The following is a 1,483-nucleotide window of genomic DNA, read 5'->3' as shown; positions in this document are numbered from 1 at the left end:
CCGTCGTACGTGTACTTCTCCTGCACGCTGCCGTTGGACGAGACGGTGTCCAGGCGGCCCAGCGGGTCGTAGTTGTACGTCGACGCCACACCCGCCGTCGTCGTCTTCAGCAGCCGGTTGCGGTCGTACGTCGACGTCGACGTCACCCCGCCGGTCGTCTGCTCGACGATGTTGGAGTTGGAGTCGTAGACGTACGCCTCCGTACCCGCCGCGTCCCCGGTCTTGGTGACCTTGGCGATACGGTCCTGCGGGTCGTAGTCGAACACCGACACTGTGTCCAGGTAGTCCGCCGAGTTGTCGGCGTTCATCACCTTCGCGGTGTCCTTGGAGCGGTTCCCGTTCGGGTCGTACTCCAGATCATGCGAGGCGACCACCGTGCCCGCCGACGTCTTCTCCGCCTGCGACTTCACCGCACCGTTGAGGTAGTAGGCGAAGTCGACGGTGTTGCCGTTCGGCTTGACCTGCTTCAGCGGCTGGCCGCGGTCGGTGTAGGTGAAGGTGCTGATCTGCTGGTTGCCCGCCGTCGGCGAGTCCGCGTTGGTGATCTTGTTGATCATGTCGCGGACGTCGTACTCGAACGCCGACCAGGTCACGTCGTGCGTGGTCGAGTCGATGTTGCCGTTGACGTCATACGTCAGCGACGTCGTGTTCCTGACCGTCGTACCGAGCTTCTCCTCGACCTTCGACAGCTGATTCAGCCCGTCGTAGGTCATGGCGTAGGCATCCGCCCTGGCACCCGGCGAGAGGTCCTTGACCTCCTTCAGCAGCCCGTTGGCGTCATAGGTGTAGGTGAAGTCCTTCTTCTCGTTGTCCGTGTCACCGGTGTTGGAACGGACCAGCTTGATGCCGTCCGCGATCACCGAACCGTCGGCGTTGTCGGACAGCGTGACCTTCTGCGTCCCGGCCTCGGTGAACGTGTACGAGCCCAGCGAGACCCAGTCGCCCGCGTTCGCCGACTGATCCACCGTCTTGGTGACCGAGCCCGTGGAGTGGGTGATCTCGAAGGGGGCGTTCGTGGCCGCGCCCGTCACGTCGCCGTGGCGGGTGAAGACCTCGTACGTGCCGTCCTGCGGGATCACCAGCTGCCAGGTGAAGGTGTCTGCACCCGTACCCGCCGCGTTCGTGCGGACGTTGTAGCCCCACTGGTCCATCGCCTGGGAGGGGTCCCAAGCGCCCTGCACAGCGGTGTTGTGGACGTCGGAGGAGTCGACCACCACGACCTGCAGGCCGACCGGGATGCCGTCGTCGGAGCGCGCCTTCTGGTTGCCCGACGGGTAGAAGTCCCACGTCATGGTGCGCTGCGAGGAACCGCCGGCCGAGGTCAGCGTGTTCTTCGTCTGCTGGCCCAGCAGGTTGTAGTCGTACGTCGTGGTGATGTCGAACGGGTCCTTCGCCGACTTCACCCAGCCGTTGTCGTAGTACTCGTACGACGTGACGTTGCGGACGCTCTGGCCCTGCGACGGCGGGGCCGAGACCTGCTTGA

General features: G+C 64.7%; 1 pseudogene. It reads right to left on the bottom strand.

Annotated elements, in window-relative coordinates:
* A pseudogene (locus H8R17_RS45390) lies at nt 1–1,483 on the bottom strand (sugar-binding protein); the annotation flags it as partial.

It is taken from the genome of Streptomyces sp. TRM68367 (assembly GCF_014495685.1).
Taxonomy (GTDB): Bacteria; Actinomycetota; Actinomycetes; order Streptomycetales; family Streptomycetaceae; genus Streptomyces.
Note: the sequence above shows the minus strand (reverse complement) of the source record. Positions and strands in the feature narration are given on the sequence as shown.